Here is a 24,885-nt window from a genome sequence, read left to right as displayed (position 1 = left end):
TTTTTATTTGTTATGTTATATTAAATAATTGAGGAGTGATAAAAATGAAATATAAATTAGTTGCAATAGATATGGATGGAACACTTTTAAATAACAATAATGAAGTTTCTGAAAGGACAAGGAAAGCTATAGACAAAGCCAAAGAAAAAGGCGTTCATATTGTTATATCTACAGGAAGGGTTCTCAAATCAGCTTTATACTATGGGAAGTCATTAAATTTAAAAGCCCCAATAATTGCATGTAATGGTGCCATTATTGCAGATGAATCAGATAATATTATTTATAAAAATTCTATAGATAAAAATTTAATAAAGTCAATAATTGATATTGCAAAAGAGAGAAATATATATTATCATTTCTATGATGAATCTAGATTTTATTCTCATGTTAAAGTTGAAGAAGTATTGAAATTTTATAATGAAGGAAACAAAGAAAATAGTATAGATATAAAAGTATTTGAAAATATAGAAGAAATTATAGAAGATAAAGATTTGAATGTATATAAATTTATATTTATAGATGAAAATAAAGATAATCTACAGAATTTAAGGCGAGAATTGGGTAATATAGATAATATAGGTATATCCAGTTCGTGGGCAAACAATATAGAGGCAATGGGATGTAATGTGTCAAAGGGAGAGGCAGTAAAAGAATTATGTACAAAGCTTAATATTAAACCAGAAGAAGTAATAGCCATAGGTGATAGTGAAAATGATTTACCCATGTTACGTTTTGCAGGTTTAGGAGTTGCCATGGGAAATGGAAATGAAATAATAAAAAAAGAGGCTGATTATATTACAGATACAAATCAGGAAGATGGAGTAGCTAAGGTAATAGAGAAATTCATACTAGAATAGGAGAGTAAACAATATATGTCATTAAATATAGTACTTGTGGAACCTGAAATACCTTCAAATACAGGAAATATCGCTAGAACTTGTGCTTTAACAGGAACGGTACTTCATTTAGTAAGACCTTTAGGTTTTTCAGTAGATGATAAGGCACTTAAAAGAGCTGGACTTGATTATTGGAATCTAGTGGAAATCCATTATTATGATAATTTTTTTGAGTTATTGGAAAAATACCCTTATGGGGATTTTTATTATGCCACAACTAAGGCTAAAAATAACTATACAGAATTTAACTACAATGATAATTCATTTTTTGTTTTTGGTAGGGAAACGAAAGGGTTATCAAAGGAAATATTAGAAGATAATTTTGACAAAGGTATTAGAATACCTATGAAGACAAATATAGCTAGATCTTTAAATTTAGCTAACTCAGTAAATATAGTATTATTCGAAGCTTTAAGGCAATTGAATTTTCCTAATATAGAATAAAGTTAAAAAAAACGATAATAACCACAATAAATGTGGTATTATATATTTAGAATAAATAGGTTAATAAATTTACTTAGGAGGTTAACTTATGGATATAGCTCTGCCAGTACTTGGTGGACTTGGATTGTTTCTTTATGGAATGAATCTAATGGGTACAGGTTTACAAAAAGCAGCAGGTGAAAAATTAAAGAAATTAATTGAAGTTTTAACTAATAATAGACTTATGGGCGTAATTGTAGGAGCACTTGTAACTATGGTTATTCAAAGTAGTTCTGCTACTACAGTTATGGTAATAGGATTTGTAAATGCAGGTCTTATGTCGTTATCTCAAGCTGTTGGTGTTATTATGGGTGCTAATATAGGTACTACAGTGACAGCTCAGCTAATTGCTTTTAATTTAACAGATTATGCACCTTTAGCAGTGGCAATAGGTGTAGGGATTTGGATTGCAACTTCAAAGAAAAAAGCTAAGGATATTGCTGAAATACTTATTGGATTCGGTATTTTATTTATTGGTATGGACATGATGAGTGGTGGTCTAAAGCCATTGGCAGATTTACCAGCTTTTACTAATATTATGATTAGCTTAAATAATCCTGTTCTAGGTATGCTAGTAGGATTAGGACTTACTACTATTGTTCAAAGTAGTAGTGCTTCAATAGGTTTATTACAAGCTTTGGCTAGTCAAGGATTACTAAATATCAACATTGCATTTCCAATTCTTTTTGGAGACAATATAGGTACAACTACTACAGCTATGATTTCATCAGTTGGAGCTAATAAGACAGCAAAACGTGCAGCTATAATACACTTTTTATTTAACTTAATTGGTACAATTATATTTATGACAATTTTAAAAAATCCGATACAAGATTTGGTAACTAAAATATCTCCTAATGATGTTCAAAGGCAAATAGCCAACGCCCATACATTCTTTAACTTAATAAATGTAATTATTCAATTACCTTTTGCTGGATTACTGGTTAAGGCTGCCACAGCTATAGTGCCAGGAGATGTAAAACAGGATGCTCAAGAATCAAAATTCCTTGATTTTAGAATTATAGAAACTCCTTCTATAGCATTAGGACAAGTAAGAAAAGAAATTGCAAGAATGGGTGACTTTGTAGAAGACAACTTAGATAAAGCTAAAAAGATATTTGTAGATAATAAATATAAGGAAATTGACTCTGCTTTAGAACAAGAACAAAAAATAAACAAACTCCAAAGGGAAATTACCGAATACCTAGTTAGGCTTTCTAATGCTCCTATATCTGATGAAGAACATAAACAACTAAATGTACTTTTCAATAATATAAATGATATCGAAAGAGTAGGGGATCATGCTGAGAATATAGTAGAGCTTGCCCAAGAAAAAATGGAAGGTAATATGCAGTTTACAGAGGAAGCTATTGAAGAACTAAATGAAATATTTGGTAAATGTCAAACTGCATTTAAACAATCTATGAATGCTTTTAAAATCAATGGAGAAAAAGAAGCTAGAGAAGTTTTAGTTTTAGAAGATGAAGTAGATGCTTTAGAAACAAAAAATAGAACAAATCATATAGATAGATTGAACAAAGGATTATGTTCTACAGGACCTGGGATAATTTTTCTAGATTGTATAAGTAATTTAGAAAGAATATCAGACCATTGTTCTAATATAGCCTTATATGTATTAGATAACTATAAGAGTAAGCCTAAACATTAATAAAAAAAATTAATAGTTAAAAGGGTTGTATAATTATATTTTATGTATTATAATACTAATTGGATGTGAAAAAAGTATCAAAATAACTGATTTTGCATACCATAACATTAAAGAAAGACATAATTTTAAAATTTAATTGTCTGGATGATTAATGCGGAAGAGACCATATATTATGGCGCCGAAGGAACAAGTTGATGGGTTAGCCGATCCACAATGAAACTCTCAGGCAAAAGGACCGTATTATGACAGAACTCTGGAAAGCGCAAGCACCGAAGGAGCAACCCCAAAATGGGAGAATCTCTCAGGTAAATGAACAGAGTAAGTAGGCCTTATAGACCTATTTATTCTGTTTTTTATTTTTGTATTTCTAGAGAAAGTATAAAAAAATATTGATTTTTTAAATTTGTATGACTATAATTAGGGTAATATGTTAATATGGCGGATAATATTTCTTTTAACCATAAAATTTTAGGGATATTATTAGTGATATTTGGCAAAAATGCAATACTAGACAACTACATAAATATATATTAAGGGAGGAAAACAAATGATTTATGATGTAATAATCATAGGAGCAGGTCCAGCAGGATTAGCAGCAGGTCTTTATTCATCAAGAGCAAGACTTAACACTTTAATCATTGAAAAAGATGGAGATGGAGGACAAATAGCTACTACTGATGAAGTTGCTAACTATCCAGGTTCAATTGAAAATGCAAGTGGACCATCTTTAATTGCAAGAATGGTGGAACAAGTTAATGAATTTGGTGCTAAAAAAGTAAATGATGAAATTAAATCAGTAGAATTAAATGGAGACATTAAAGTTTTAAAAGGTGCAAAAGAAGAATATCAAGCTAAAACAGTTATTATAGCTACAGGCGCTACACCAAAACCAATAGGTTGTCCAGGAGAGAAAGAATTAACAGGTAGAGGAGTTTCATACTGTGCTACATGTGATGCAGCTTTCTTTGAAGACCTAGAAGTATTCGTAGTAGGTGGAGGAGATTCAGCAGTTGAAGAAGCTATGTACTTAACAAAATTTGCTAGAAAAGTTACTATAGTTCATAGAAGAGACGAGCTTAGAGCAGCTAAATCAATCCAAGAGAAAGCATTTAAAAACGAAAAAATGAACTTCATGTGGGATACTACTATTACTGAATTAAAAGGTGATGGTATTCTTGAATCAATGATAGTTAAAAATGTTAAAACTGGTGAAGAAAAAGAAATATTTGCAGATGAAGATGATGGAACATTTGGAGTATTTGTATTCGTAGGATATAACCCAGCTACAAAATTATTTGATGGCATAATTGACATGGAAGATGGGTATATAAAAACTGACGCAGATATGAAGACAAATATACCAGGAGTATTTGCTGCTGGAGATAACAGAGTTAAATCACTTAGACAAGTAGTTACAGCTACAGCAGATGGTGCAATAGCAGCAGTTCAAGCTGAAAAATATATAAATGAGCATTTTGAAGACTAATTTAGATTAAAATTAAATTTAGGAGGTATAATAGAAATGTTAGAACTAAACAAAGATAATTTTGAAGAAGAGGTATTAAAAGCAGAAGGTTATGTTTTAGTTGATTACTGGGGACCAACATGTGAACCATGTAAAGCACTTATGCCACATGTTCATGCTTATGAAGAACAATATGGTGATAAAATTAAATTTACATCATTAGATATTACAAAAGCAAGAAGACTTGCAATTGGACAAAAAGTTATGGGATTACCTGTAATTGCTATTTACAAAGATGGAGAAAGAATAGATGCTGTAGTAGCTGATGATGCTACAAAAGAATCAGTAGAAGAGTTAATTAAAAAATATTATGCTTAATTAACTAAATTGACATTGGTTTTAATTCTGGGCTAAGGCCCAGGGTTGAGATATAGATATTTGCCAAAATAAGAGGAGGTGAATTTTATGCGTCTGGAATTAGGCCATGTGCTAATTAAAGATGTTCAGTTTGGTAATGAAACCAAACTTGAAAACGGGGTGCTAACAGTAAATAAAGATGAATTAATCAACTTGATTAAGGAAGATGAGCACCTTGCATCAGTAGACGTTGAAATTGCAAAACCTGGTGAAAGTGTTAGAATTACACCTGTTAAGGACGTAGTAGAACCAAGAGTTAAGGTTGAAGGTCCAGGAGGAGTTTTCCCAGGAATATTATCAAAGGTTGATGTTGTAGGTTCAGGAAAAACTAATGTATTAAAAGGTTGTGCTGTAATGACAACTGGAAAAATCGTTGGTTTCCAAGAAGGTATAGTAGATATGACAGGACCTGGAGCAGAATATACTCCATTCTCCAAAACTATAAACTTAGTTATGAAATGTGAACCAATAGAAGGATTAAAGCAACACGATCATGAAAAAGCTGTTAGATTTGCTGGATTTAAAGCTGCTGCTTATTTAGCAGAAACAGCAAAAACATTAACTCCAGATACAGTAGAAGTATACGAAGTAGATACATTCTTAAAAGGAATTGAAAAATATCCAAATCTTCCAAAAGTAGGATATGTTCAAATGCTTCAAACTCAAGGATTACTTCATGATACTTATGTATACGGAGTAGATGCTAAGCAAATAGTACCAACTATAATGTACCCAACTGAAATAATGGATGGTGCAATTGTAAGTGGTAATTGTGTATCAGCTTGTGACAAGAATACAACTTACCATCAAATGAATAACCCAGTTATTCATGACCTTTTAGCAGCTCACGGTAAAACAGTAAACTTCGTAGGTGTTATAATCACAAACGAAAACGTTTACCTAGCTGATAAAGAAAGATCATCAAACTGGTCAGCTAAACTTGCTGAATATCTAGGACTTGATGGAGTTATAATTTCACAAGAAGGTTTTGGTAACCCAGATACAGACCTTATTATGAACACTAAGAAAATAGAAGCTAAAGGTATCAAAACTGTAATCATCACTGATGAGTATGCAGGTAGAGATGGTGCCAGCCAATCTCTAGCAGATGCGGATCCTTCAGCTAATGCAGTAGTTACAGGAGGTAATGCTAACGAAATAATCGTATTACCACCAATGGATAGAGTAATTGGTACTTTAGATTATACTGACATCATTGCAGGTGGATTTGATGGAAGTTTAGCTGAAGATGGTACAATTACTGTAGAAATCCAAGCTATTACTGGAGCAACTAATGAAGTAGGCTTCAACAAAATGTCAGCAAGAGGATTTTAATTTAAACATATAAATATATATGTGAAAAATACGAATTATATACTAATGAAGAAGAAATAAAATTAAGAAAGGAAGTGGCGAAATGTCAATATTTAATGAAAACTCAAAAGTTATCATTATCGGGGACAGAGATGGTATACCAGGACCAGCTATGGAAGAATGTATAAAAACCACTCCTGCAGAAGTAGTATTTTCAGCAACAGAATGTTTTGTCTGAACGGCTGCAGGCGCAATGGACTTAGAAAATCAAAAAAGGGTTAAAGATTTAACTGAAAAATACGGTGCAGAAAATATGGTCGTATTAATTGGTGGAGCAGAAGCTGAATCAGCAGGATTAGCAGCTGAAACAGTTACAGCAGGAGACCCTACTTTCGCAGGTCCATTAGCAGGAGTTCCGTTGGGACTTAAAGTTTATCATGCAGTAGAACCAGAATTCAAAGAAGCAGTAGATGCTGATGTATATGATGAGCAAATTGGTATGATGGAAATGGTTCTTGAAGTTGATGAAATCGTTTCAGAAGTAAAAGGTATGAGAGACGAACATACAAAATATTAATATATAATATCCCGATACGCAATACATGAGAGGAGGGAAACAAATGGGGAAAATTAAAGTAGTACACTATATTAACCAGTTTTATGCTGGAATTGGTGGAGAGGAAATGGCAGACCATAGACCAGAAGCAAGAGAAGGTGCTATGGGACCTGGTTTAGCTATTCAAGCAGGATTTAAAGACGAAGCAGAAATCATAGCTACGGTTATATGTGGTGATGGATATTTTGGCGAAAATCTAGAAGATGCAAAAAAAGAAGTACTTGAATTAATTAAACAATATAACCCAGACCTAGTTATAGCTGGACCAGCATTTAATGCAGGTAGATATGGAGTTGCAGCAGGTACAGTTACAGAAGCTGTACAAAATGAACTAGGAATACCAGCTGTAACTGGTATGTATATAGAAAACCCAGGTGCTGATATGTTCAAGAAGTCAGTATATGTTGTTTCTACAAGAAACTCAGCTGCTGGTATGAGAGATGCAGTTAGTAAATTAGTGCCATTAGCACTTAAAGTAGCTAAGGGTGAAGAAATAGGTTCTCCAGAAGAAGAAGGATATTTAGAAAGAGGAATCAGAAAGAATTACTTCACTGATAAGAGAGGTTCTGAAAGAGCAGTTGATATGCTTGTGAAGAAACTTGCAGGAGAAGAATTTGTTACTGAGTTCCCTATGCCAAACTTCGATAGAGTTGATCCAAACCCAGCTATAAAAGATTTATCTAAAGCTACAATAGCAATTGTAACTTCAGGTGGTATAGTTCCACACGGAAACCCTGATCACATTGAGTCATCATCAGCTCAAAAATATGGTAAATATGATATTGAAGGTGTTGATGATCTTAAAGAAGGAGAATGGGAAACAGCGCACGGTGGACATGACCCAGTATATGCTAATATAGATGCAGATAGAGTTATTCCAGTTGACGTTTTACGTGAAATGGAAAAAGAAGGAAAAATTGGTAAACTACACAGATATTACTATTCAACAGTAGGAAATGGTACTGCTGTAGCAAGCTCTAAGAAATTCTCAGAGGAATTCTCTGCAGAAATGAAGAGAGATGGAGTAGACGCAGTTATCTTAACTTCTACGTGAGGCACTTGTACACGTTGCGGTGCAACAATGGTAAAAGAAGTTGAGAGAGCTGGTATTCCAGTAGTTCATATGTGTACAGTAGTTCCAATATCATTAACAGTAGGAGCTAATAGAATAGTTCCAGCTATAGCTATTCCTCATCCATTAGGAGATCCAAAATTAGATCCTAAGGAAGAGAAAGCTCTTAGAAGAAAATTAGTTGAAAGAGCATTAGAAGCTTTAACAACTGAAGTAACAGAACAAACTGTATTTGATGTTAAAAAATAATTAATAAAAATTATAAAAGGGTGATTTCTATCACCCTTTTATAAGCAAAGTACTAAAAAGTAAAATTAAGGTATCTTTGCTTGAATTCACAGAAGACAATTACATACCAAAATTTATGGAGGTGGACATATGAATTATTCAGTAGTAAAAGGAACATCTTATGTTCTAATGCAAGCACCAGATATGATTATTCACAATGGTACAACTCAAACAACAGAGAGATTACTACACCCAGATTCAGAATATTTAAAGGAATTACCAAAGCATATTCGTAAATTTGAAGATGCTGTTAACTATTTACCAAACCAAGTTTACATTGGAAACCATAAGCCAGAAGAGCTTAAAACAATAGAACAACCATGGTATGATAAAGATGTTCAAGATGCAAAAAGAGATGGTAAATTTGGTGAAATAATGCCACAAGATGAATTTATAGGTCTAATTAAAATAGTAGACGTATTTGATCTTGTGTTATTATCAAAAGAATTCACAACAATGGTTAAACCAAAACTAGATGCACATCCACTAATTAAAGATGAATTTGTTGCAAAATTAAAAGATGGTGCAGAAATAGCAGATATTGAAAAATATATTAACGAGCAAGGTGCAGAACCACTATATCATGATGAAAAAGTAGTAGGTTGTGTAAAGAGAGCTCACGATGTAGACGTTAACTTAACAGCTCACGTTATGTTTGAAAACTTAGTTACAAAAGCATCAGGAGTATTAGCTGCATTACATTGTTTAGCTAAAAATGATTTAAATCCTGAAGAAGTTGAATATGTAATTGAGTGTTCAGAAGAAGCTTGTGGAGATATGAACCAAAGAGGTGGCGGTAACTTTGCTAAGGCAGTTGCAGAAATGGCTGGACTTACAAATGCTACAGGTTCAGATTTAAGAGGATTCTGTGCAGCTCCTGCTCATGCTATAGTATCAGCAGCTTCATTAGTTCAAGCAGGAACTTATAAAAAAGTTATGGTTGTTGCAGGTGGATGTACTGCTAAATTAGGTATGAATGGTAAAGACCATGTTAAAAAAGATATGCCTATATTAGAAGACGTTATTGGTGGATTTGCAATGATAGTTGCAGAAAATGATGGCGTAAACCCAGTTCTTAGAACTGACTTAGTTGGTAGACATACTGTAGGTACTGGTTCATCACCACAAGCAGTTGTTACTTCATTAGTTACAGCTCCACTTGATAAAGCAGGATTAAAAGTAACTGATATAGATAAATACTCAGTAGAAATGCAAAACCCAGATGTTACAAAACCAGCGGGAGCAGGAGATGTTCCAGCAGCTAACTATAAAATGATAGCAGCTCTAGGAGTTAAGAGAGGCGAAGTTGAAAGAACTGGTATAGACGCATTTATTCAAAACCATGGTATGGAAGGATGGGCACCAACTCAAGGACATATTCCTTCAGGAGCACCATATGTTGGATTTGCTAGAGAAGAAATGTTAGAAGGTAAAATGAATAGAATGATGATCGTAGGAAAAGGAAGTTTATTCTTAGGTAGAATGACTAACTTATTTGACGGTACATCAATAGTAATGGAAAGAAATACTGGAAAGTTAGATGACAATAAAGGTGTATCAGAAGAGGAAGTTAGAACACTTGTGGCAGAAGCTATGAGAGATTTTGCTTCTCATCTACTTCAAGATTAGAGGTGATAATATGTCAGATAACAATATAAAAGACATGATTGGTAAAGTCTTTAATGATATTGCCGATGCCATGCAAACTGGACAATTTGGCGAAAGAGTTAAAGTAGGTATTACAGTAGCAGGTTCAGAATTAGGAATTGACAATATAGTAAAAGGTGCTGAAATGGCTCAAGCTAGAGATAAGAGCATTGAGGTAGTATTAATAGGACCTAAAGTTGATTCAGCTCTTACTCAACATAACGTTGAAGGTGAAGATGCTCAACATAAGAAAATGGAAGAACTATTAGACAGTGGAGAAATTGGAGCTTGTATTACAATGCACTATAATTTCCCAATAGGGGTTTCTACAGTAGGTAGAGTTGTAACTCCTGGACAAGGTCGTGAAATGTTCTTAGCTACAACTACAGGAACATCATCACCACACAGAGTTGAAGCTATGGTTAAAAATGGTATATATGGTATTATAACTGCTAAAGCTATGGGGATTAAAGACCCAACAGTAGGTATCCTAAATGTTGATGGTGCAAGACAAGTAGAGAGAGCTTTCAAAGACTTAAATAGCAAAGGCTATCCAGTTAATTTTACAGAATCAGGAAGAGCAGATGGTGGTTCAGTAATGAGAGGTAACGACCTTTTAACAGGAACACCAGATATTATGATAACTGATACATTAACAGGTAATCTTTTAATGAAAGTATTCTCATCTTTCTCAACAGGTGGTTCTTATGAAGCACAAGGCTTTGGATATGGCCCAGGAATTGGTGAAGATTACAATAGAACAATTCTGATTCTTTCAAGAGCATCAGGTACTCCAGTAGTGGCTAATGCAATAGCTTATGCAGCGTCTTTAATAAGAGGAAATGTAACTCAGATTGCTAAAGAAGAATTTGAAAAAGCAAATAAAGCAGGGTTAAAAGATATATTAAAAGGTCTTACAAAAGACACTAAAAAGGTAGAGGCTAAAGAAGAAGAAGTTGTAGAAGCTCCACCAGCAGAAACTGTAACAGGAACTATAAACGGTATAGATATTATGGAACTAGAAGATGCTGTTCAAGCACTTTGGAAAGAAGGTATCTATGCTGAATCTGGAATGGGTTGTACAGGACCAATAGTAATGGTAAATGAAGCTAAGTTAAGCGAAGCTATTAAAGCATTAGCAAAAGCTGGCTATGACGTAGGCGAATCCGATCCATGCTAAGATTTAAGGCTCCAAGGAAACTTGGAGCTTTTATATTGAAAAAAAACTGAATATACATTATAATGTTATTGTAAGAAAATTTGCCTAAAGGGGTAATTATATAATATTATTTAAATAATATTATATAAACAATATTATTTAAACAAATAAAAATTTGGGGGTAATGAAAAGTGAAAAGAAAATTATTAGCATTATCATTAGTCTTAGCATTAGTTTTATCCTTTGCACTAACAGGATGTAAGCCAACTGAGAAGGCTCCGACAGATGATAACAATGTAACAAATGAAGATACTAATACACCAGATGACAATGATGCAGAAGCTACAGATATTAAAGTTGGTATGGTTACAGATGAAGGTGGAGTAAATGACCAATCATTTAACCAATCAGCTTGGGAAGGTTTAGAACAAGCACAACAAGAATTAGGAGTTACTGCAAAATATCAAGAATCACATCAAGAGGCAGATTATGCACCTAACTTTGAAACATTATTAGATGCAGGTAATGATTTAATTTGGGGAATCGGATATAAACTAGCAGATGCTGCATTAGCTGCAGCTGAAGCCAATCCAGATACTAAATATGGTATAATTGACTCTGCTTATGGAGATGATACACCAGAAAATATGGTAGGAGTATTATTTAAAGCAGAACAACCATCATTTTTAGTTGGATACATTGCAGGTAGAATGACAGAAACTAATAAAATAGGTTTCGTTGGTGGTATTGAAGGAGAAGTTATTGGTTCATTTGATTATGGATTCCAAGCAGGAGTTCAATATGCAGCAAAAGAATTAGGAAAAGAAATTACTGTTTTATCACAATATGCTGATTCATTCTCAGATGCAGCTAAAGGTAAATCAATAGCTACTAATATGTATCAACAAGGTATGGACGTAGTATTCCATGCAGCAGGTGGAGTAGGCGATGGTGTTATTGAAGCAGCTAAAGAGCAAAACAAATGGGTAATTGGAGTAGATAGAGACCAAAGCGATATGGCTCCAGACAATGTTTTAACTTCAGCTATGAAACGTGTAGATATAGGTGTATACAATATAGTTAAAGCATTAAAAGATGGAAATTTCCCAGGTGGTACTACTGTAACATATGGTTTAGCAGATAATGGTGCTGTAGATATAGCTCCTACATCAGATAAACATGTTCCAGCTGATATATTAACAAAAGTAGAAGAAATCAAACAAGATATTATAAATGGCAAGATAGAAGTTCCAGTTAATCAAGATACTTATGATGTATTTGTAGAAGGTTTAAAATAATAAAAATAAAGCAGCTCAGGCTATAGTCTGAGCTGTTTAACTCTAAATAGGAGGGAAACCTGTTGACCACTGAAAAAATGGATATAAAAGCAATAGAAATGAAGAATATAACTAAAAAATTTGGTGATTTTACTGCTAACGATAATATAGATTTAACAGTCCATAAAGGTGAGATTCATGCCTTATTAGGTGAAAATGGTGCAGGAAAAAGTACTTTAATGAATGTTCTTTACGGACTTTATACACCAACTTCAGGTGATATTTACATAAATAGTAAGAAAGTAAACATTACTAACCCTAATATAGCAATAAAAAATGGTATAGGAATGGTACATCAACATTTTATGCTAGTAGATACTTTTACAGTGGTAGAGAATATTATTTTAGGTATGGAAACCACAAATGGTGCTGTATTAAACATAAAAGAGGCAACTAAAAGAGTAGAAGAAATTTCTAAAAAATATGGTTTACTAGTAGATTGCCATGCAAAAATACAAGATATTTCTGTAGGAATGCAGCAAAGAGTAGAGATACTTAAGGCTTTATATAGAGGTGCTGATATTCTAATATTAGACGAGCCAACAGCAGTTCTTACACCTCAAGAAATTGATGAATTGATTAATATAATTCATTCCTTAGCAGATCAAGGTAAAACTATAATTATAATTACCCATAAATTGAAAGAAATCAAGGCAGTTGCTGATTACTGTACAATCATTAGAAGAGGTAAAAAAATTGATACAGTAAAAGTTGAAGATGTAAACGAAGAAAATTTAGCAGAAATGATGGTAGGTAGGGAAGTAAGTTTTGTTACAGATAAAAAGCCTATAAATAGAGGTAAAAAGATATTAAATATAAATAATGTTCTTATAAAAGATAATAGAAAATTAAATGCAGTAAATGGATTATCCTTAGAGCTTCATTCAGGAGAGATACTAGGAATTGCTGGAGTAGATGGAAATGGGCAATCTGAACTAATAGAAGGTATTACGGGACTTAGACATATTGAGTCTGGAAATGTAATCCTTGATGGAAAAGATATAACAAATAAAACTCCTTTTGAAATAATAAACTCTGGTTTAAGTAATATTCCAGAAGACAGGCAAAAAAGAGGTTTAGTATTAGACTTTACAATTGCAGAAAATATGATATTGGAAAATTACCATAAAGAACCTTTTTCTAAAAAAGGTAGGTTAAATCATAAATCTATAGAAGATTTTTCAAAGAAATTAATAGAAAAATTTGATGTAAGACCAAATAATCCAAGCCAAAAAGTAGGTGCATTATCTGGTGGTAATCAGCAGAAAGTAATTATAGCCAGGGAAGTAACAAACAATCCAGAAGTGTTAATTGCTGCTCAACCAACGAGAGGACTAGATGTTGGAGCTATTGAATATGTTCATAGATATTTAATAGAACAAAGGGATAATGGAAAAGCAGTACTTCTTATTTCCTTTGAACTTGATGAAGTAATAAATCTTTCTGATAGAATAGCAGTTATTTATGAAGGACAAATAGTAGATATAATAGATGCTAAAGATGCAGATGAAAGAAAACTAGGTCTTCTTATGGCTGGAGGAGGTGTAAATAATGAAAAAAAATAACAAATTTATAGTAACCTTATTCTCAATATTTTTAGGACTAGTAGTGGGAGCTATAATCTTATTTATATCAGGATATAATCCAATAGAGGCTTACCAAGTAATGTTTATGGGCATATTTGGTAGTCCAAAATATATTTCTTATACAATAGTTAGATCTACCCCTATAATAATAACTGGTATATCAGTGGCATTTGCTTTTAAAACAGGATTATTTAATATAGGAGCAGAGGGACAATTTATAATAGGTTCAATATTTGCAATGATAGCAGGATATTTATTTAAATTACCTCCAGTAATTCATGGTTTAGTGGCTATTCTAGTAGGAGCACTGGCAGCAGGTATATGGGCAGGAATAGTTGGAGTACTAAAATCTAAATTTGGGATAAATGAGGTAATTTCATCTATAATGTTAAACTGGATAGCTTTATATATGAATAATTATTTTTTAACATTTCCACTTCTAAGAAGACCGAATTCAGATGCTTCATTTAAAGTATTAGATACAGCAAAAATAAACTTTTTAGGACAATGGAAGGTATCAGAGGCAGGAAAAGCATTTTTGAAGGATAATAAATTTTTAAGAGAATTATTGAACCCACCAGTAAATTATGGTTTTTTAATAGCCATATTATTAGCCATACTAGTATGGTACATACTAAAGCATACTACATTAGGCTACCAACTAAAAGCTGTTGGATATAATAAAGATGCTGCTGAATACGGTGGGATAAATATTAAGAAAAATATAGTAGTATCTATGATGATTGCAGGTGCAATATCTGGGATTGCAGGTGCTACACAGGTTCTAGGAGTAGAACATCAAATAGGAATTCTTGCTGCATCTCAAGGATATGGATTTAATGGCATGGCAGTATCTTTAATTGCAGGAAATAATCCTTTAGCCACTATACCAGCAGGATTATTATTTGGTGGATTGACTTATGGTGGTGGAAAACTTAATTCTTTAATTGGAGCACCGTCAGAAGTAATAAATATAGCCATAGGTTCCATAGTATTCTTTGTGGCTATGCCAAAACTATTTGAAATGTTTGGTAAAATCTTTACTAGAAGAAAAAGAGGTGAAAATCTTGATTAGTATAATCAATAATCTAGGAATTATAATAGGAATATCTTTAATGTATTCAGCACCTCTTATATATACTGCCCTAGGTGGAGTTATATCTGAAAATGCAGGTGTAGTTAATATAGGTCTTGAAGGTATGATGACTATAGGTGCCTTAGTAGGTGCAACAGTAGGTTATTATTCAGGAAACCCTTGGTTGGCATTTTTAGCAGCAGGTATTGCAGGAGGAATTATGGCTATACTCCATGGTATCGCGTCTATTACCTTTACTGCTGACCAAATAGTATCTGGTATAGCAATTAACTTTATAGGACCTGGACTAGCTTTATTCCTTTCAAGATTGTTTTTTGAAGGAGCAACAATGACTAAACCTATTCCATTAGATAATAAAATGCCACAGCCATTTAAAAATATTTTACCAGAAGTTACACAGGTAGAAACCATAAAAGATGCTATGATAAACTTCTTTAGAAATGCAATTTTTAATCAATATATAACGGTTTTTATTGCTTTTATATTAGTATTTATAGTATGGTTTGTATTATATAAGACAAAACTAGGTCTTAGAATCCGATCTGTAGGAGAACATCCAAGAGCAGCAGATACATTAGGTATAAATGTATATAGAATCAAATATATAGCAGTTATTTTATCAGGCGTATTTGCAGGATTTGGTGGTGCTGCAATGAGTATAGCAGTAGTAGCAAACTACAGAGCAACATTAATATCTGGTCAAGGATTTATAGCTTTAGCGGCTATGATATTTGGTAAATGGAAACCTCAAGGGGCTATGTGGGCTTGTTTATTATTTGGTGCAGCTCAAGGTATTGCAATTTATCTTGGAGGTACAGCAATTAAAGTGCCATCAACTTTACTAGCCATGACCCCTTATGTAATTACATTATTGGCATTGATATTTGTAGTTGGAGAAGGAAATGGACCTAAAGCTAATGGACTTCCTTATGAAAAAAATCAAGGTTAAATAAATTATATATTTCAAAAAAGACTTCTTTAAATGATTTTATGGAAGTCTTTTTTTATTTTGTACTTTGTTAATATTCTGATATAATATAATTAAATACAATTTTATTTAGGAAGGTTGAATTTTATGAGACTTAGCTATGATTTAATCCTTGAACAATCTCAAAAGTTAATAATGACTCCAGAATTAAGACAAGCTATAGAATTATTACAATTTAATAGCTTGGAATTAAAAGAATATATTACCAACGAATTAGAAGAGAACCCTATGCTTGAATCAGCAGGTGCCAATGAAGAATTTGAAAACCTAGATAAGTATAAAGATGATAATGATATTGACTGGAAAGAGTACCTAGAAAAGTATGATGATATTAGTTATAGAGCCCAAGTAGATAAAAATGTAAAGGAATATAATTATGAATCCTTTATAAGCCATGGACCTACATTAAGGGAACATTTACTATCACAACTAAGCCTTATTTCCCTGGAAAATAAAGAATATAAAATAGGGGAAAACATTATATATAATATTGATGAAAACGGATATTTAAGTACTTCCATAGAAGATATTGCAAAATTTATGAAATCAAATATAGAAGAGGCAAAAATATTATTAGATATTATACAAGCCTTTGATCCAGTAGGAGTAGGAGCTAGGGATTTGAAAGAATGTTTATTAATTCAATTAAGAGATAGAAAAGATGTTCATCCCTGTACTCAAACAATAATTGAAGATTATTTAGAGGACATAGGATATAATAGGGTACAGAAAATTTCAAAGGAGTTAGGTCTTGAACTTGTAGAAGTGCAAGACATCTGTGATTACATAAAAAACTTAGAGCCTAAGCCAGGTAGGACATTTAGGGGAGAAAGTGGGGATGCAAGATATATAACTCCAGATGCTGAAATCAAACTTGTAGATGGAGAATTTGTTGTTATAATAAATGATTCTACAGGTCCTAAACTTAATATCAATAATTATTATAAGGAACTTATGAAATCAGAAGGAGATAAAGATACGATAGACTTTCTTAATGAAAAGTTTAATTCAGCAATGTGGGTAATTAGAAGTATAGAACAAAGAAGATCAACTATTAGAAAAGTAATTGAGTCTATATTAAAGTTTCAAATGGATTTTTTTATAGAAGGAGAAAAATCCCTAAAGTCTCTTACATTAAAGGATGTAGCAGAAGACATAGAAATGCACGAATCTACCATATCTAGAGCTACAAATGGAAAATATGTGCAAACTCCTAGAGGATTGTTTGAGCTAAAATATTTTTTTTCATCTGGAATATTAAGTGAAGAAGGAGAACTATCATCTACTAGTATAAAGGTTACATTAAAGGAAATTATAGATAATGAAAACAACAAAAAACCTTATAGTGATCAAAAAATAGCTGAGTTATTAAAGGAAAAAGGAATAAATATTTCAAGAAGAACTGTTGCAAAATATAGAGACGAATTAAATATACCTTCCTCAACAATAAGGAAAAGATATTAAATGAATATATTATTTAATATTGCATAATATATAAATGTATTATATACTAGAAGTGGTAGAATTTTTATTCTACCATTTCTTTAAAGATACTGGGACTAAAAATGCACTACTGGGACTAAAAATGACCAAGTAGGATAATACTTCCAATTAAGAGGTGAATTATATGGAAATGCTAGAATTATTAAAAAAGATAACTCCAGAAATAGTCGATATAATTGAAAAAAGATATCTTATTTTAAGGGCTATTTCCTATAATCAACCTATAGGAAGAAGAGCCTTGTCTACAGAATTAGGTTTTAAAGAACGAACTGTAAGAGACGAAGTAGGAATACTTAAAAATCAAGGGTTGTTAAGCATTGATTTAATGGGTATGTATATAACCCATGAGGGGAAAAATGTGTTATCAAATCTACATTCAATATATGGCAATCTAAAAGGTATTCCTAAAATGGAAGAAAGATTAAAAGAAGTTTTAAAAATAAGAAAAATAATCATATCACCAGGTAATTTGTCAGAAAACAGCATGGTTCTAAAGGATATGGGTAAAATTACAAATAGGTTGTTAAAAGAATCTTTGTTGGCTAAAGAGGTAATAGGTATTACTGGAGGAAGTACTATGGCAGCAGTAGCTGATGAAGTTACTTCTGATAACAAAATAAGAGATGTAATAGTAATACCAGCTAGGGGAGGATTGGGACGTGAGGTAGAGACTCAATCAAATTCCATAGCAGCAAAACTAGGTCAGAAATTAGGAGGTTCCTATAGGTTATTATATGTACCAGATGGGCTGGAAGAAAAAGCTTTAGAACTTATGTTAAAAAATGAAGAAGTTAAAGAGTCTATGGAGCTAATTGATAATATGAATACCCTTGTATTTGGAATTGGTAGGGCAGATACTATGGCAAAGAGAAGAAATTTATCTGAAGAAAAAATAGACGCATTAATTAAAGCTGGTGCAGTAGCTGAAGCTCTTGGACATTATTTTGATATTAAAGGAAATGAAGTTTGGGAATTTAAAACCATAGGATTATCCCTTGGAAAATTTAAGGCTTTAAATAACCTTATTGGAGTAGCAGGTGGAGAAGAAAAAGCTGAATCAATAATTGCAGTATCTACATTAAATCAAAATATGACTTTGATAACAGATGAATCTGCTGCAAAAAAGATATTGGATATAGTAAGTAATGCTACATAGTAGCCAAAATATATAAATAAAAAAATATAATAAATAGGAGGAAGAGTTATGTCAATGAAAGTTGGATTAAGTGGATTTGGTAGAATAGGTAGAGACGTATTAAGAGCTTATGCAGAAAATGGTGTAGATGAATTTGAAATAGTAGCAATAAATGCTTCAGGAAGTTTAAATGATTTAGCACATCTATTTAAGTATGATACTATGTATGGTAAATTCAATGGTACACTAGAAGTAGTTGAAGATGGATTTATTATTAATGGAAAAAAGGTTAAAGTAGTGGCTCATAGAGATCCATTAGAAATACCTTGGAAAGACCTTGGTGTTGAATTAGTAATAGACTCTACAGGAGCATTTAGAGATAGAGATGGTCTATCTAAACATATAAAAGCAGGTGCAAAAAAGGTTATCATAACTGCCCCAGCTAAGGATGAAGACATTACCATAGTACTTGGAGTAAATGAAGACAAATATGATCCAGCTAATCATCATATTATTTCAAATGCTTCATGTACAACAAACTGTTTAGCACCAGTGGCTAAAGTTATACTTGAGAAATTTGGCATTAAAAAAGGTCTAATGACTACAATCCATGCTTATACAAATGATCAACAAATTCTAGATAAAAGACATAAAGATCTTAGACGTGCAAGAACAGCGGCACAAAATATTGTTCCAACAACAACAGGAGCTGCTAAGGCAGTAGCTTTAGTACTTCCAGAATTAAAAGGAAAACTTAATGGTTTCTCAGTAAGAGTACCAGTTCCTACAGTTTCTATGGTAGATGTAGTGTTTGAAGTGGAAAATAAAGCTACAGCAGAAGAAATAAATCAAGCATTAAAAGAAGCCAGTGAAGGAGAATTGAAAGGAATACTAGGTTACTCTGATGAACCATTAGTATCATCAGACTATATAGCTGATCCTCGTTCATCAATTGTAGATGGATTATCAACTATGGCTATAGATAATATGGTTAAAGTAGTTTCTTGGTATGATAATGAGTGGGGATATTCAGAAAGAGTAGTAGACCTTGCAAAATTAGTAGCAACTAAATAGGCTTACGCCAATTATGAATGTTGAATTTTAAATTGTGAATTAAAACAACTAACAATTTGATACTGAGTATCAGATTGTTAGTTGTTTCATAAATATTGGTGAAGAGGTGTTAATATGTTAAATAAAAAATCGTTAAAGGATTTTAATTTTGCAGGAAAAAGAGTATTAGTTAGATGTGATTTTAATGTTCCAATGGACGAAAATGGAAATATTACAGATGATATAAGAATTACATCATCATTACCTACTATAAATTATTTAATAGAACAAGGGGCTAAGGTAATATTAATGTCACATCTAGGTAGACCAAAAGGTGAAGCGAATAAAAAATATACATTAGAAGCAGTTGCCAATAGACTTAAAGAATTATTAAATAAAGAAGTAATATTTGCAGATGATGATAACGTAGTGTCTAATGCTGTAAAAAAACAAGTAGAGGCTATGGAAGACGGAGATGTTTTATTACTTCAAAATACTAGATTCAGAAAAGAAGAAGAAAAAAATGAAGAAAATTTTGCTAAAGATTTAGCATCCTTGGGAGAGATATATATAAATGATGCTTTCGGTACTTCCCATAGAGGTCATGCATCTAATGTAGGGGTGTCTACATATTTACCATCTGCTGTGGGATTTTTAGTAGAGAAAGAAATATCTATTATGGGTAAAGCCTTAGAATCACCAGATAGACCTTTTGTAGCAATACTTGGTGGTGCAAAGGTATCTGATAAAATAGGAGTAATAGAGAATCTTATAAATAAAGTAGATGCCATAATAGTTGGTGGTGGCATGGCTTATACCTTCCTAAAAGCACAGGGATATGAAATAGGAAAATCCTTACTTGAAGAAGATAAAATTGATTTAGCAAAGAATTTATTAAAAAAAGCAGAAGATAATAATGTAAAGTTAATGTTGCCAGTAGATGTAGTAGCTGCAAAGGAATTTAAAAATGATACTGAATTTAAAACAGTTAAAATAGAAGAGATTCCAGAAGATATGATGGGATTAGATATAGGTGAAGAATCCATAAAATTATTTTCAGCTGCAATTAAAGAAGCAAAAACTGTAATCTGGAATGGACCAATGGGAGTATTTGAAATGGATAATTTCAAAAAAGGTACAGATGCCGTAGCAAAAGCTATGTCAGAAACAGAAGGTATAACCATAGTAGGTGGAGGAGATTCTGCATCAGCAGTTGAAAAATCAGGCTTCGCTGAAAAAATGACTCATATTTCAACAGGTGGAGGAGCATCACTAGAGTTACTTGAAGGAAAGATTTTACCTGGAATTGATGCAATAAGTGAAAAACAGTGAATAGTTATTAGTTGTTAACTAAAGAAATGGAGGAGATATAATGCGAACTCCTATAATCGCAGGAAATTGGAAAATGAACAATACAATTAAAGAAGCCTTGGAGTTAATAGAAGAAATCAAGTCCTATGAATTAAATAAAGATGTGGAAGCTATAGTTTGTGTACCTTTCACATGTCTTTCTGATGTTAAAAAATCATTGGAGAACACAGAAATCAAACTGGGTGCACAAAATATACATTGGGAAGAAAATGGAGCTTTTACAGGTGAGATTTCTCCTAAAATGTTAAATGAGATGGGAGTTGATTATGTAATAATAGGTCACTCTGAAAGACGTCAATATTTCAATGAAACAGATGAAACTGTAAACAAAAAAATAAAATCTTCTCTAAATCATGGTCTTAAACCAATAGTTTGTGTAGGAGAGACATTAGATGAAAGAGAATCTGGTATAGAGAATGATATAGTAAAAAAGCAAATAAACAAAGCTTTTGAAGGTATAGAAGAAAAGGATTTAGACAATATAGTAATTGCCTATGAGCCAATATGGGCAATAGGTACAGGAAAAACAGCATCTGCAAGTGATGCAAATAATATGCTAGGATTCATAAGGGAAACTATTGGACAAAAATATGGAGAAAAGAAAGATCATATTAGAATACAATACGGTGGAAGTGTAAAGCCTAGCAATATAAAGGAATTAATGGATAAAGAAGAAATAGATGGTGCCTTAGTTGGTGGAGCTAGTTTAGTGGCTAAGGATTTTGTAGATTTAATAAATTTTTAATTGGAGGATAATATGAATAAATCGCCAGTTATGTTAATAATACTAGATGGTTTTGGTGTGGGAAAGACATACGAAGGAAATGCAGTAAAACTGTCTAAAACTCCTAATATAGATAAATTATTTGAACAATATCCTAATACTACTTTGGATGCCTCTGGTTTCGCGGTAGGTCTTCCAGAGGGTCAAATGGGAAATTCAGAAGTCGGACATTTAAATATAGGCTCAGGTCGTATAATATATCAGGATTTAACTAAGATAACTAAATCTATAGAAGACGGAGATTTTTTTAATAAAAATGAGTTTTTAGAAGCCATAGAAAATGCTAAAAAGAATAATTCTAAAATTCATCTAATGGGTTTAGTATCATCAGGTGGAGTTCATAGCCATAATAGTCATTTATATGGATTGTTGGAATTAATGAAGAATCATGATTTCTACAATGTTTACATACATGGAATATTAGATGGAAGAGACGTACCACCAACATCAGGTAAAGAAGATATAAAGGAATTAATAGAAAAGATTGATGAAATAGGTGTAGGGCATATTGCTACAATATCTGGCAGGTATTATGCTATGGATAGAGATAAAAGATGGGATAGAATTAAATTAGCTTATGATGCTTTTACTTTAGGTAAAGGCAAAGAAAGTGAGAATCCTTTAATAGCAATAGAAAACTCTTATAACGAAGGAGTAACAGATGAGTTTATCATACCTACTGTTATTAAAGAAGAAGGTAAGCCTGTAGGAACTATAGATAGTGGCGACTCTATTATATTCTTTAATTTTAGACCAGATAGAGCTAGACAAATTACAAGAGCCTTTGTAGATAAAGATTTTGATGGTTTTGAAAGGGAGAAAATAGTGGATACTTTCTATGTAACTATGACGGAATATGATAGGACTATAGAAAATGTTCATGTAGTATATACTGATGAATCTCCTATAAATACATTGGGAGAATATATAAGTAATAAAGGATTAACACAATTGAGAATTGCTGAAACTGAAAAATATGCTCATGTGACATTTTTCTTCAATGGTGGAATAGAAGAACCTTATGAAAATGAAGACAGAGCACTTATTCCATCACCAAAAGTGGCAACTTATGATCTTCAGCCAGAAATGAGTGCTATGGAGGTAAAGGATGAGGTACTAAATAGGCTCAGTATGGATAAATACGATTTAATTATATTAAACTTTGCAAATCCAGATATGGTAGGTCATACAGGAATAGTATCAGCTACAGTAAAAGCTATAGAAACTGTAGATACTTGTTTAGGTGAAATAATAGAACTTCTAATTAAAAAAGGTGGTAAAGCACTAATTACAGCAGACCATGGAAATGCAGAGATGTTGATAAACGAAGCTGATGGTAGCCCTATAACATCTCATACAAATAATAAGGTGCCATTGATTCTAGTGGGAGCAGGAGATGTAAAGTTACAAGAAGGAATATTAGCGGATTTAGCACCAACAATACTAGAACTTATGGATTTAGAAAAACCAAAAGAAATGACAGGGAAATCATTAACTATTTGCTAAATAAAAAGGAGGAATTGTTTTGAGTATAATAACAGATGTATATGCAAGAGAAGTATTGGATTCTAGAGGAAACCCTACAGTAGAAGTAGAAGTATTAACAGAAACTGGGTCTTTCGGTAGAGCATTGGTTCCATCTGGAGCATCTACAGGAGCTTTTGAAGCTGTAGAATTAAGAGATGGAGATAAAGAAAGATTTCTAGGCAAAGGTGTTATTAAAGCAGTAGAAAATGTTAATAATATAATAGCAGAAGAAATAATAGGTTTAGATGTGTTTGAACAAACGGCAATAGATAAATTGATGATTCGCTTAGATAATACACATAATAAAGGGAAACTAGGGGCTAATGCAATTCTAGGGGTATCCTTAGCAGTAGCAAGGGCAGCAGCAGATGAATTAGGTATGCCATTATATCAATATGTTGGTGGAGTAAATGCTAAAACTTTACCAGTTCCTATGATGAATATTTTAAATGGTGGAGAACATGCTGATAATAATGTGGATATTCAAGAATTTATGGTAATGCCCGTGGGAGCAAAGAGTTTTAAAGAAGCTCTTAGAATGGGAGCTGAAATATTCCATAACTTAAAATCAGTTTTAAAATCTAAAGGATTAAATACTGCTGTAGGAGATGAGGGAGGATTTGCACCAAACTTATCTAGTAATGAAGAAGCTTTAAAAACCATAGTAGAAGCAATAGAAAAAGCTGGATATAAACCAGGAGAAGAAATAATGCTTGCATTAGATGTGGCTGCTACAGAAATGTATGATACAGATAAAAAAGTATACAATTTAGCAGGAGAAGGAAGAGTTCTCACAGTAAATGAAATGATTGATTACTATGAAGAATTAGTAAATAAATATCCTATTATATCTATTGAAGATGGATTAGCAGAAGATGATTGGGATGGCTGGAAACTATTAACTGAAAGACTAGGAAATAAGATTCAGTTAGTAGGAGATGATTTATTTGTTACAAATACTGAAAGATTATCTAAAGGAATAGAATTGGGAATTTCAAATTCAGTATTGGTTAAATTAAATCAAATTGGTACTTTAACTGAAACCTTAGATACTATAGAAATGGCTAAGACTCATGGTTATACTGCTGTAATTTCTCATAGATCAGGAGAAACTGAAGATACTACTATTGCAGATTTGGCTGTTGCAATGAATGCAGGACAAATAAAAACTGGTGCTCCATCAAGAACTGATAGAGTAGCAAAATATAATCAATTACTTAGAATAGAAGATATGCTAGGAGAAGAAGCGGTATACAAAGGAATTAAAACTTTTTATAATCTAAAAAAATAATATTTAAACATAAGAAGATTTCATTGTATTTAATGAAATCTTTTTTTATTTTATAGAAATTGGTAGTGTAAAATAATCTGTGCTTTTGCGAAATAAAATTCTCTTTTCTGGCAAGAATCAAAATATGATTTAAACCAGAAAGGAGAATTTTTTATGTCAACATTACCAAAAGAAATTTTAAGAAATAT

Annotated in this window: 21 protein-coding genes and 1 riboswitch; all 21 genes read left to right on the top strand. The window is 32.3% G+C overall.

Annotation, left to right across the window (positions count from 1 at the left end; genetic code table 11):
* The first annotated feature begins 44 nt into the window (after nt 1-44).
* Nucleotides 45-857, top strand: a complete 813-nt coding sequence (locus tag FYJ83_RS12535) for a Cof-type HAD-IIB family hydrolase (protein ID WP_154440970.1) — start codon at nt 45-47, stop codon at nt 855-857.
* A gap of 15 nt (nt 858-872) precedes the next feature.
* Complete coding sequence (gene trmL, locus FYJ83_RS12530; protein WP_154440968.1) at nt 873-1,340, top strand: tRNA (uridine(34)/cytosine(34)/5-carboxymethylaminomethyluridine(34)-2'-O)-methyltransferase TrmL; 468 nt, start codon at nt 873-875, stop codon at nt 1,338-1,340.
* An 88-nt stretch (nt 1,341-1,428) separates the two neighbouring features.
* Nucleotides 1,429-3,048: a Na/Pi cotransporter family protein gene (locus tag FYJ83_RS12525; RefSeq protein ID WP_154440966.1), complete on the top strand. Its 1,620-nt coding sequence runs from the start codon at nt 1,429-1,431 to the stop codon at nt 3,046-3,048.
* 144 nt (nt 3,049-3,192) lie between these two features.
* Nucleotides 3,193-3,296: riboswitch (glycine riboswitch) on the top strand.
* A 299-nt stretch (nt 3,297-3,595) separates the two neighbouring features.
* Nucleotides 3,596-4,534, top strand: coding sequence for a thioredoxin-disulfide reductase (gene trxB / locus FYJ83_RS12520; RefSeq protein ID WP_154440964.1), 939 nt, complete (start codon nt 3,596-3,598; stop codon nt 4,532-4,534).
* A 36-nt stretch (nt 4,535-4,570) separates the two neighbouring features.
* Nucleotides 4,571-4,891 carry a thioredoxin TrxA gene (trxA, locus tag FYJ83_RS12515; RefSeq protein ID WP_154440962.1) on the top strand — a complete coding sequence of 107 codons (321 nt, stop codon included), beginning with the start codon at nt 4,571-4,573 and terminating at the stop codon, nt 4,889-4,891.
* Nucleotides 4,892-4,978: 87 nt separating this feature from the next.
* On the top strand, nt 4,979-6,265 hold the full coding sequence (locus FYJ83_RS12510) for a glycine/sarcosine/betaine reductase component B subunit (RefSeq protein WP_154440960.1): 1,287 nt from the start codon (nt 4,979-4,981) through the stop codon (nt 6,263-6,265).
* A gap of 82 nt (nt 6,266-6,347) precedes the next feature.
* Complete coding sequence (gene grdA, locus FYJ83_RS12505; RefSeq protein WP_154440958.1) at nt 6,348-6,821, top strand: glycine/sarcosine/betaine reductase complex selenoprotein A; 474 nt, start codon at nt 6,348-6,350, stop codon at nt 6,819-6,821.
* A 43-nt stretch (nt 6,822-6,864) separates the two neighbouring features.
* Nucleotides 6,865-8,181 carry a glycine reductase complex selenoprotein B gene (gene grdB, locus FYJ83_RS12500; protein WP_154440956.1) on the top strand — a complete coding sequence of 439 codons (1,317 nt, stop codon included), beginning with the start codon at nt 6,865-6,867 and terminating at the stop codon, nt 8,179-8,181.
* Between the two features lie 129 nt (nt 8,182-8,310).
* The gene (grdC, locus tag FYJ83_RS12495) at nt 8,311-9,849 is read left to right on the top strand and encodes a glycine/sarcosine/betaine reductase complex component C subunit beta (protein ID WP_154440954.1); all 1,539 of its coding nucleotides are present in this window, start codon (nt 8,311-8,313) and stop codon (nt 9,847-9,849) included.
* A gap of 10 nt (nt 9,850-9,859) precedes the next feature.
* Nucleotides 9,860-11,047: a glycine/sarcosine/betaine reductase complex component C subunit alpha gene (grdD, locus tag FYJ83_RS12490; protein WP_154440952.1), complete on the top strand. Its 1,188-nt coding sequence runs from the start codon at nt 9,860-9,862 to the stop codon at nt 11,045-11,047.
* Between the two features lie 170 nt (nt 11,048-11,217).
* Nucleotides 11,218-12,324: a BMP family lipoprotein gene (locus FYJ83_RS12485; RefSeq protein WP_216584992.1), complete on the top strand. Its 1,107-nt coding sequence runs from the start codon at nt 11,218-11,220 to the stop codon at nt 12,322-12,324.
* Nucleotides 12,325-12,401: 77 nt separating this feature from the next.
* The gene (locus tag FYJ83_RS12480; RefSeq protein WP_154441006.1) at nt 12,402-13,928 is read left to right on the top strand and encodes an ABC transporter ATP-binding protein; all 1,527 of its coding nucleotides are present in this window, start codon (nt 12,402-12,404) and stop codon (nt 13,926-13,928) included.
* A complete protein-coding gene (locus FYJ83_RS12475) occupies nt 13,915-15,024 on the top strand; it encodes an ABC transporter permease (protein WP_154440950.1) in 1,110 nt (369 codons plus the stop codon). The genes FYJ83_RS12480 and FYJ83_RS12475 overlap by 14 nt, the downstream gene beginning before the upstream one ends.
* The gene (locus FYJ83_RS12470; protein WP_154440948.1) at nt 15,017-15,994 is read left to right on the top strand and encodes an ABC transporter permease; all 978 of its coding nucleotides are present in this window, start codon (nt 15,017-15,019) and stop codon (nt 15,992-15,994) included. Before FYJ83_RS12475 ends, FYJ83_RS12470 begins: the two co-directional genes overlap by 8 nt.
* A gap of 126 nt (nt 15,995-16,120) precedes the next feature.
* Nucleotides 16,121-17,497 carry an RNA polymerase factor sigma-54 gene (rpoN, locus tag FYJ83_RS12465; RefSeq protein ID WP_154440946.1) on the top strand — a complete coding sequence of 459 codons (1,377 nt, stop codon included), beginning with the start codon at nt 16,121-16,123 and terminating at the stop codon, nt 17,495-17,497.
* Between the two features lie 163 nt (nt 17,498-17,660).
* A complete protein-coding gene (locus FYJ83_RS12460) occupies nt 17,661-18,692 on the top strand; it encodes a sugar-binding transcriptional regulator (RefSeq protein WP_154440944.1) in 1,032 nt (343 codons plus the stop codon).
* A gap of 48 nt (nt 18,693-18,740) precedes the next feature.
* Entirely contained in the window at nt 18,741-19,745 is a 1,005-nt protein-coding gene (gene gap, locus FYJ83_RS12455) for a type I glyceraldehyde-3-phosphate dehydrogenase (RefSeq protein WP_154440942.1), read from the top strand.
* A 114-nt stretch (nt 19,746-19,859) separates the two neighbouring features.
* A complete protein-coding gene (locus tag FYJ83_RS12450) occupies nt 19,860-21,056 on the top strand; it encodes a phosphoglycerate kinase (RefSeq protein WP_154440940.1) in 1,197 nt (398 codons plus the stop codon).
* A 40-nt stretch (nt 21,057-21,096) separates the two neighbouring features.
* Nucleotides 21,097-21,840: a triose-phosphate isomerase gene (tpiA, locus tag FYJ83_RS12445; protein WP_154440938.1), complete on the top strand. Its 744-nt coding sequence runs from the start codon at nt 21,097-21,099 to the stop codon at nt 21,838-21,840.
* A gap of 12 nt (nt 21,841-21,852) precedes the next feature.
* The gene (gpmI, locus tag FYJ83_RS12440; protein ID WP_154440936.1) at nt 21,853-23,385 is read left to right on the top strand and encodes a 2,3-bisphosphoglycerate-independent phosphoglycerate mutase; all 1,533 of its coding nucleotides are present in this window, start codon (nt 21,853-21,855) and stop codon (nt 23,383-23,385) included.
* A 19-nt stretch (nt 23,386-23,404) separates the two neighbouring features.
* Complete coding sequence (gene eno, locus FYJ83_RS12435) at nt 23,405-24,697, top strand: phosphopyruvate hydratase (RefSeq protein WP_154440934.1); 1,293 nt, start codon at nt 23,405-23,407, stop codon at nt 24,695-24,697.
* Nucleotides 24,698-24,885 lie beyond the last annotated feature (188 nt).

Origin of the sequence: Tissierella pigra (genome assembly GCF_009695605.1) — a bacterium.
Taxonomy (GTDB): Bacteria; Bacillota; Clostridia; order Tissierellales; family Tissierellaceae; genus Tissierella; species Tissierella pigra.
Note: the sequence above shows the minus strand (reverse complement) of the source record. Positions and strands in the feature narration are given on the sequence as shown.